Raw genomic sequence first — 7,686 nt, 5'->3', positions numbered from 1 at the left:
TCCGGCCGGCTCAACCGGCGTGGGTGCGTTCCGGCCGGCTCAACCGGCGTGGGTGCGTTCCGGCCGGCTCAACCGGCGTGGGTGCGTTCCGGCCGGCTCAACCGGCGTGGGTGCGTTCCGGCCGGCTCAACCAGCGGGTGCGGCGGGGGACCAGGTGATGTCGCGGCCGTTCTGGGCGAGCACCCGCTCGAGCGCCGTGGGATCGTCCGCCGTCGCCCTCCACGGCCCGAACGCCCCTGGCGACCCCTCGCGGGGGAACTGCGACGTGAATCCGGCGAGGGCGGCGAGCGTCGCGGCATCGGGCGCGTACGGCTGGCCGGTGGCGGCCGCGAGGTCCCACCCGTGCGTGACCACCTCGTTCAGCGCCACCAGCTCGCCGACCTCGCCGGGCATGTCGATGCCGCCCGCCTTCGTCATCCCGTCCCGGGCTCCGGGAGCGTCCCAGGCGACGGCCAGCTCGGCGAGCCGCTGCGGGATGACCTGCTTCCAGCCGGCGACGAGGCGGTCCGCGCTGCCCAGCGGCGGGGGACCGGAGTGCGCGTCGAGTCCTTCCTTGCGGGCGGCCAGCGTGAAGGCGGTGGCCAGTCCGGCGAGGTGGTCGAGCAGGTCACCGACCGCGTACTCGGGGCAGGGTGTGGTGGCGGTCAGCCGCGACTCGTCGATGCTCGTGACGACCTCGGTCACGAGCTCGGTGGCGGCGTGCAGGTCCGGTCGGTCGTCCATGATTGGGGCTCCGTCTCGACGGGGATGCGGTTCCTGCCGACCCTGACACCGCCACCCTGGTGCGGCCAACGGTCGGGGCCCGGTTGAGCAGGAACGGAGAGGTCAGCGCGGGCGCCGCTCCAGCTCGTGCATCACCTCGGCCACCTCGAACCCGAACCGCGCGTTGACCGTCCGCATCGCGTCGTTGCTCTGGGCGGTCCAGGTGTGCAGGCGCCTCAGCGCCGACTCGGCAGGGCTCATCTGCGCGTAGTTGGCGGCCTTGAGCGCGGCGCCCAGCCCGTGACCGCGGTGCTCTTGCAGCACCAGGGTGTCGTCCTGGAGCCCGTTCACCGGGTTGCTGCGATCGACGAACACCAGCGTGTAACCCGCCGGCCGGCGCTGCGCGGTCGTCACCGCCAGCGCGACGTACACCCGGTAGGAGCTCAGCAGCCGCTGGTCGCTCTCGCGGATCTGGTCCACCGTGATCGTGCGCGCCTCACGGGTGAGGTTGCCGGTCGGTACGTCCGCCGACATGGCCGTCTGCATGGCGGCGTAGGCCTCCAGGTGCTCCTCCGGGGTCGCGCCGGTCCAGGTCAGCAGCTCGTACGCCGGGTCCGTCGCGGCAGGTACGTGCGGGACGGGCCACGCCCGGGCGTAGTGGTCCTCGACGTGCTCGCTGGTGAAGCCGCGCGACGCGGCGAACCGGCCGCCGGGTGCGTCCTGCCACGGCCGGCCGGCCGGGACGTTGAGCTCCACGCAGAAGGTCCCGCGACCCAGCTCCGCGGCTCTCGCGGTGGCGTGGTCCCACAGAGACCCGCCGGCACCGCGTCGACGCTGCGGCTCCGGGACGGCGATCTCCACGTCGACCACGTCCAGATCGTGCTCGAGGTGGTACTCGAGCAGCATCCCGCCCACGGCGACCGCACCCTCCCGCGCAGCGACCGCGACGCGGCGTTTCCGAGAGCTCGGGTTCCTGAGGGAGGCAGCGAGGGCGTCGTACGACTCGCACAGTGGTGCCGTCCGCCCGGCGGTCACCCCGTCGTGAAAGGCGGCGTACCAGGCGCGGAAGGCCGCGTCGTCGTGCGGGTCGACCTCGTGCACGGTGATGGCAGACATGCCCGCGATCCTGCCCGGCCGACCACGACACGGCGAGGGGTTTGTCGAGCGGCGCAGGAATGGAGGTGCCGTTGTCGGTGGTCCTTGCGAAGATCGTGTGCGTGAGCGAAGCGGTGCGCGCAGAAGGCCTGGTCAAGCACTACAAAGAGGTGAAGGCCATCGACGGGGTGTCCCTGTCGGTGCCGGAGGGCACGGTTCTGGGGGTGCTGGGGCCGAACGGCGCCGGCAAGACCACGACCGTGCGGGTCCTGACGACCCTGATCGCCCCGGATGCCGGTCGGGCGACCGTCGCCGGGCACGACGTCGTCAAGGAGCCCGACGCCGTGCGCAGCCTGATCGGCGTGTCCGGTCAGTACGCGGCGGTCGACGAGTACCTCACGGGGTACGAGAACCTGGAGATGATCGGGCGGCTCTACCACCTCAAGGCGGCCCAGGCGAAGGCTCGGGCCCGCGAGCTGCTGGCGGAGTTCCGGCTCGACGACGCGGCCGACCGCCCGGCGAAGACGTACTCCGGCGGCATGCGGCGCCGCCTCGACCTCGCCGGTGCGCTGGTCGCCCGGCCGCCGGTGATCTTCCTGGACGAGCCCACCACCGGCCTGGACCCGCGCAGCCGCGGCGATATGTGGGAGGTGATCGCGGGGCTGGTCCGCGAGGGCACCTCGCTGCTCCTCACCACGCAGTACCTCGAGGAGGCCGACCGGCTCGCCGACAACATCGTCGTGGTCGACCGTGGCCTCGTCATCGCCGAGGGCACTGCCGACCAGCTCAAGGACCAGGTCGGCGGGGCGCGCCTGGCCGTCACGGTGGCGGACACCGCGCGGCTCGGCGAGGCGCGCGGACTGCTGGAGTCGATCGGCTCCGGAGCCTCCGAGGTCGACGAGCACACCCGGACCGTCACGGTGCCGGTGAGCGGCGGCACGGAGTCGCTGCTGGCCGCCGTGCGCAGGCTGGACGAGCACCAGATCACCGTGCAGGACATCGGGATCCGCCGCCCGACCCTCGATGACGCCTTCCTGTCCCTCACCGGGCACAAGGCCGAGGAGACCACCGAGGACGACCCGGCGCAGGACCGAGAGCGAGAGGCGCAGAACGCATGACCACCGCAGCCCTGGTGACCGACGCGGCGACCGTCGCTCGGCGCAACCTCATCAAGATCAAACGGGTCCCCGACCTGCTGGTCTTCACGACCCTGCAGCCGATCATGTTCGTGCTGCTGTTCGGCTACGTCTTCGGCAGCCTCGCCCCGCAGGACCCCCAGGGGTACCGCGAGTTCATGATGGCCGGCATCTTCGCCCAGACCATCATCTTCGGCGCCACCATCACCGGCTCGGGCATGGCCGAGGACATGCAGAAGGGGGTCATCGACCGGTTCCGGACGCTGCCGATGCACCCCGGGTCGGTCCTCGCGGGCCGCACGGTGTCGGACCTGATGAACAACGTCATCGTTCTGGTGGTGATGTCGCTGACCGGTCTGGTGATCGGCTGGCGCATCCGCGAGGGCGTCCTGCACGCGGCCGTGGCGTTCGGGCTGATGCTGCTGTTCGCGTACGCCTTCTCCTGGGTCATGGCGTTCGTCGGGCTGAAGGTCCGGGCGCCGGAGATCGTCAACAACGCCGCGTTCATCGTGATTTTCCCGCTGACCTTCGTCGCGAACACGTTCGTGCCGGCCGAGAACATGCCGGCCGTGCTGAAGACGATCGCCGGGTGGAACCCCGTGTCGACGATCACGCACGCGGCGCGGGAGAACTTCGGCAACCTGTTCGCGCTGCCGGGCAGGCCCGGTCAGAGCCAGGCCGCCCGGCTCTCGGAGATCGAGTACACCTGGGCGCTGCGGCACGCCGAGATCTACACGCTGGGGTGGATCGTGCTCCTGCTGGCGATCTTCGTGCCGCTCTCGACGGCGGCGTACAAGAAGGCGGTCGCCCGGTAGTCGCCGCGGCTCGTCGACACGGGTCGGCCCCCGTCGCGCGTCGCGACGGGGGCCGATCGGGTACGTGCAGGGTCAGGCCGCGTACGGCTTCGCCGCGATGACCTTGACCGAGATGGTCTTGCCGTTCGGCGCGTCGTAGGAGGTCTCGTCGCCGACCTTCTTGCCGTTGATGGCGGCGCCCAGCGGCGACTTCTCGCTGTAGACGTCCAGGTCGGTGTCGCCGGCGATCTCGCGGCTGCCGAGCAGGAACTTCTCCTCGTCGCCGAACATCTCGACGGTCACGACCATGCCCGGCTCGACCACGCCGTTGTCCTTCGGCGCCTGGCCGACGGTGGCGTCGCGCAGCAGCTCGGTGAGCTGGCGGATGCGGGCCTCCATCTTGCCCTGCTCCTCCTTGGCCGCGTGGTAGCCGCCGTTCTCCTTCAGGTCGCCTTCCTCGCGGGCCGCCTCGATGCGCTTGGCGATCTCCGTACGGCCCTCACCGGACAGCTGGTCCAGCTCGCCCTTGAGTCGGTCGTAGGCCTCCTGGGTGAGGAAGCTGGCCGAGGCGCTGGCGGTGTCGGTCACGATGGTTCTCCTTGCTGGATAGGCCTGACGTCACACCCCCGAATGAGGTCTGCGCCAAACAACGAGGTCCGGGCCGCTCCGCCTTGCGAAGTCGATCCCAGACCCTCGGTGAACCCACGAGTCTAGCAACTCAGGGGACGTAGTCACAGCCGTCGACGGTGGCGGTGGTCGCGCGCTGGGTGGTGGCGATGGTCGCGACGTACCGGGTGGAGCGGTACTTGCTGGGCGGGTAGGTCACCGTGCGGGAGCCGACCACCGAGTGATCCACGGCGAGCGCCTTGACCTGGCACGACACCCCCTTGCCGGTGTCCGCGGTGACGTCGAAGCGCACCTGTACCGACCGGTCGTCGACCACCGTGTGGCCCGCGTCGTTCCAGCTCACGCCCTGCGAGGCGGCGACGCCCCACCAGGTCGCGAGCACGATCCCGAGGGTGATGCCGATGCCGCCGATGAGCCACCACTTGGCCTGCCCGGGGACGGGACGAGGAAGCGCCACGGCTGCTCCTGCACGGTCGAGACGGCCAGCGGTTCCGGCCCGATGCTCGAGTGAGAGGATAGGCGGAGTCGTTGCCCAGCTCGTGACCGGGCGAGCCGGGCGGTACGACGGGGCTACCGAACCCCGGCCGTACCCCGATCCACGTACTGATGACGAGGTGGCCCTTCGTGTCCGACGGTCTGCGGCTCATGGCCGTGCACGCCCATCCCGATGACGAGTCGAGCAAGGGTGCGGCGACGACCGCCCGCTACGCCGCCGAGGGGCACGACGTCCTGGTCGTGTCCTGCACCGGCGGTGAGCGCGGCGACGTGCTGAACCCGCGGCTGCAGGGCGACCCCGAGATCGAGCGGGACCTGCCGGAGGTGCGCCGCCGGGAGATGGCCGCGGCGCAGGCGATCCTCGGCGTCCAGCACACCTGGCTGGGGTTCGTCGACTCCGGCCTCCCCGAGGGCGACCCGCTGCCGCCGCTGCCCGCGGGCTGCTTCGCGCTGGAGCCGCTGGAGGTCACGACGGAGGCCCTCGTCCGCGTCATCCGGGAGTTCCGCCCGCACGTGATGACGACGTACGACGAGAACGGCGGGTACCCCCACCCGGACCACATCATGTGCCACAACGTCTCGGTCGCCGCGTTCCGCGCGGCCGGCGACCCCTCGGCGTACCCGCACGCGGGCGAGCCCTGGCAGCCGCTGAAGCTCTACTACGACCGTGGCTTCAGTCGCGCCAAGTTCACCGCCTTCCACGAGGCGCTCATCGCCAAGGGGCTGGAGTCGCCGTACGCCGAGTGGCTGGAGAACTGGGGCGACCGGCCCGAGGGGCGCATCACCACCCGGGTGCCCTGCTCGGACTACTTCGGCAAGCGGGAGCAGGCGCTGCTGGCGCACGCGACGCAGGTCGACCCGGACGGCAACTTCTTCCGTATCTCCAAGGAGATGCAGGCGACCGTGTGGCCGACCGAGGACTTCGACCTCGCGCTGTCGTACGTTCCGCTCGCCGACGCTGAGGACGACCTGTTCGCCGGCCTCGGGAGCCAGCAGGAGTCGGACGCGCTCGCCACTACCGGCGCTCGGCGGCTGGTCGTCGACGACGTCCGTGAGCGAGAGGTCGCCTGATGGGCGGGTCCGGAGAAGCCAGCACCCAGGTCACGGCCGGCCTCGGCGGGTTCGTCGTGCTGTTCTGCCTCGCGGTGGCGTGCTACTTCCTGTTCCGCGGCATGAACAAGCGCCTGCGCGGCGTCCGGTATCGCGAGGAGCAGCAGGCGCTGGAGGCGGAGCGCACAGCAGGGGAGAAGGAGCAGGGCACCGACGGCGGTACGCCGGCCGGTCCCGCCTCCCACTGACCTCCGCGCGGTCGCACGGACCGGCCCGCCGATCGGCGTGCAGAAGGATCGGGCGCCCTGGCGCGCGTTCCTTCTGCACCGCGCCCTGGGGGGCGGCGCTTCACCGCTCGAGCAGCAGGCCGATGCGGGCCGCGGCGGCCGCGGCCTCGACCGGTGTGCTGCCGTCGCCGGTGACGATCGCATCCACCAGGTAGCGCGGCCCCCTCGTCGACGCCGACCTCCACCACGGCACGAGCCACAGGTGGAAGTGCGGGTGAGCGTCCATCGTCGCCCAGCGGTAGACGCGGTCGCACCCGGTCGCGGCTGCCACAGCGGCGACCGTACGGCCGGTGATCGGGCCGAGCCCGGCGAGCTCTGCCGGTGTCATGTCCCGCTCGTCGAGGACGTGCCTCACCGCTTCGAGGATGGTCGTGCCGGCGATCGCGTACGACGCGGGGGCATGGCCGACCCGCCAGGTGCCGTCGTCGTACAGCCAGCCGCCGGCGGGTGGGTCCGTGCGCTCCCCAGGGGAGCAGAACCAGCAGGCGTTCTCGTCGCTCATGCACCGATCCTGACGCCGGGCCGGGCGTCCCGGCTTGATCGCGCTAGCGGTCCGACCGCGACTCCAGCGGTGCGGTGAACCACTGCTTGGGGTCGCCGAAGCCCAGGTCGTCGATCCCGCACGCCTGCAGCCGGGTCACGGCCAGCAGACGGTGGTGGGCGGCGAACGTCAGCACGTGCGCGACCATCGCGCCGTACGTCATGAGCATGGGCGGAGTGGCGAACGCATCGACGAACGTCTCGTCGAAGCGCCGCTCGCGGGCGACCTGCTCCACCGAGGTGACGAAGGCCGGCCCCACCCGGCCGTTGCGCGCACGCATGGAGGCGACGCTCTCGTGGCGCTCGACGGCGAAGTCGTACTCGCGGTCGTGCATGGCCGCGAGCCACATCTCCATCTGCCCGATGAGCCGCGACAGCAGCTGGCGCAGGGAGTCCCCGTCGATGCCGTCGACCGGCGCCTCGAGAGACGCGTCGAGCTGCTCGTCGGTGAGCCGGCCGGCGCGGGCGACCAGCTGGTCGACGAGCCACACGTGGTGGCGGACCATCTGGTCGACGACGTCCATGCTGGTCATCTCCGTCCTGGCCGGCAGCCGCAGGCCCGCAGGTGGGTGGAAGTGCACGTCGTTCGGGCTGGGCAGCTGGAACCGTGTGGGTCGGAGGCGCCAGGTCGACGGTGTCGCGTCGTACGAGCGCCGGAACGCCCGCGTGAACGCCGCGTGCGAGCCGAACCCGGCCTCCAGGGCGACGTCGATGAGCGTGGCGTCGCTGTGGATCATCCGGTACGCGGCCCGTTCGAGCAGGATCCGGCGGCGGAAGGCGGTAGGGCTCTCGCCGGCCACGGCGCTCACGATGCGCTCGTAGTGGAACCGGGAGAAGTGGGCGTCGGCAGCGAGGTCCGCCGCGCTGTCGGTGAGCCGGTCCAGGTCCTCGGACAAGCGCGTGACCAGCGCCTCGAACGGGTCGGCCGTCACGCGAGGATCCTAGGGCGGACCCGGGCGG

10 protein-coding genes are annotated in these 7,686 nt (G+C 71.4%); 4 read left to right on the top strand and 6 right to left on the bottom strand.

Annotated elements, in window-relative coordinates; translation table 11 throughout:
- Positions 1-126: 126 nt before the first annotated feature.
- Complete coding sequence (locus P4R38_RS02940) at positions 127-723, bottom strand: TIGR03086 family metal-binding protein (protein WP_277190973.1); 597 nt, start codon at positions 721-723, stop codon at positions 127-129.
- A 102-nt stretch (positions 724-825) separates the two neighbouring features.
- Positions 826-1,818: a GNAT family N-acetyltransferase gene (locus tag P4R38_RS02935; protein ID WP_277190972.1), complete on the bottom strand. Its 993-nt coding sequence runs from the start codon at positions 1,816-1,818 to the stop codon at positions 826-828.
- Between the two features lie 101 nt (positions 1,819-1,919).
- Here P4R38_RS02935 and P4R38_RS02930 point away from each other — a divergent pair, with 101 nt between their 5' ends.
- Positions 1,920-2,915 carry an ATP-binding cassette domain-containing protein gene (locus P4R38_RS02930; protein ID WP_277190971.1) on the top strand — a complete coding sequence of 332 codons (996 nt, stop codon included), beginning with the start codon at positions 1,920-1,922 and terminating at the stop codon, positions 2,913-2,915.
- A complete protein-coding gene (locus P4R38_RS02925; protein WP_275239888.1) occupies positions 2,912-3,748 on the top strand; it encodes an ABC transporter permease in 837 nt (278 codons plus the stop codon). Before P4R38_RS02930 ends, P4R38_RS02925 begins: the two co-directional genes overlap by 4 nt.
- Positions 3,749-3,820: 72 nt before the next feature.
- Here P4R38_RS02925 and greA read toward each other — a convergent pair whose 3' ends face one another.
- Complete coding sequence (greA, locus tag P4R38_RS02920; RefSeq protein ID WP_275239887.1) at positions 3,821-4,315, bottom strand: transcription elongation factor GreA; 495 nt, start codon at positions 4,313-4,315, stop codon at positions 3,821-3,823.
- A gap of 130 nt (positions 4,316-4,445) precedes the next feature.
- Positions 4,446-4,811, bottom strand: a complete 366-nt coding sequence (locus P4R38_RS02915; protein ID WP_277190970.1) for a DUF4307 domain-containing protein — start codon at positions 4,809-4,811, stop codon at positions 4,446-4,448.
- Between the two features lie 167 nt (positions 4,812-4,978).
- Here P4R38_RS02915 and mca point away from each other — a divergent pair, with 167 nt between their 5' ends.
- Together mca and P4R38_RS02905 are read left to right on the top strand one after the other, a co-directional pair.
- The gene (gene mca / locus P4R38_RS02910) at positions 4,979-5,920 is read left to right on the top strand and encodes a mycothiol conjugate amidase Mca (protein ID WP_277190969.1); all 942 of its coding nucleotides are present in this window, start codon (positions 4,979-4,981) and stop codon (positions 5,918-5,920) included.
- The gene (locus P4R38_RS02905) at positions 5,920-6,147 is read left to right on the top strand and encodes a hypothetical protein (protein ID WP_277190968.1); all 228 of its coding nucleotides are present in this window, start codon (positions 5,920-5,922) and stop codon (positions 6,145-6,147) included. Before mca ends, P4R38_RS02905 begins: the two co-directional genes overlap by 1 nt.
- Positions 6,148-6,247: 100 nt before the next feature.
- On the opposite strand, the gene P4R38_RS02900 is transcribed toward P4R38_RS02905, so the two are convergent.
- Both P4R38_RS02900 and P4R38_RS02895 read right to left on the bottom strand, forming a co-directional pair.
- Complete coding sequence (locus P4R38_RS02900) at positions 6,248-6,688, bottom strand: hypothetical protein (protein ID WP_277190967.1); 441 nt, start codon at positions 6,686-6,688, stop codon at positions 6,248-6,250.
- Positions 6,689-6,731: 43 nt separating this feature from the next.
- Positions 6,732-7,658, bottom strand: a complete 927-nt coding sequence (locus tag P4R38_RS02895; protein WP_277190966.1) for a helix-turn-helix transcriptional regulator — start codon at positions 7,656-7,658, stop codon at positions 6,732-6,734.
- Positions 7,659-7,686 lie beyond the last annotated feature (28 nt).

Source organism: Luteipulveratus flavus, from assembly GCF_029439465.1.
Lineage (GTDB): Bacteria > Actinomycetota > Actinomycetes > Actinomycetales > Dermatophilaceae > Luteipulveratus > Luteipulveratus flavus.
Note: the sequence above shows the minus strand (reverse complement) of the source record. Positions and strands in the feature narration are given on the sequence as shown.

What these genes read in the sequence shown, in the direction of transcription:
- P4R38_RS02940 (WP_277190973.1), bottom strand. Translation starts at nt 723, where the DNA reads ATGGACGACCGACCGGACCTGCACGCCGCCACCGAGCTCGTGACCGAG.
- P4R38_RS02935 (WP_277190972.1), bottom strand. Translation starts at nt 1,818, where the DNA reads ATGTCTGCCATCACCGTGCACGAGGTCGACCCGCACGACGACGCGGCC.
- P4R38_RS02925 (WP_275239888.1), top strand. Translation starts at nt 2,912, where the DNA reads ATGACCACCGCAGCCCTGGTGACCGACGCGGCGACCGTCGCTCGGCGC.
- P4R38_RS02905 (WP_277190968.1), top strand. Translation starts at nt 5,920, where the DNA reads ATGGGCGGGTCCGGAGAAGCCAGCACCCAGGTCACGGCCGGCCTCGGC.
- P4R38_RS02900 (WP_277190967.1), bottom strand. Translation starts at nt 6,688, where the DNA reads ATGAGCGACGAGAACGCCTGCTGGTTCTGCTCCCCTGGGGAGCGCACG.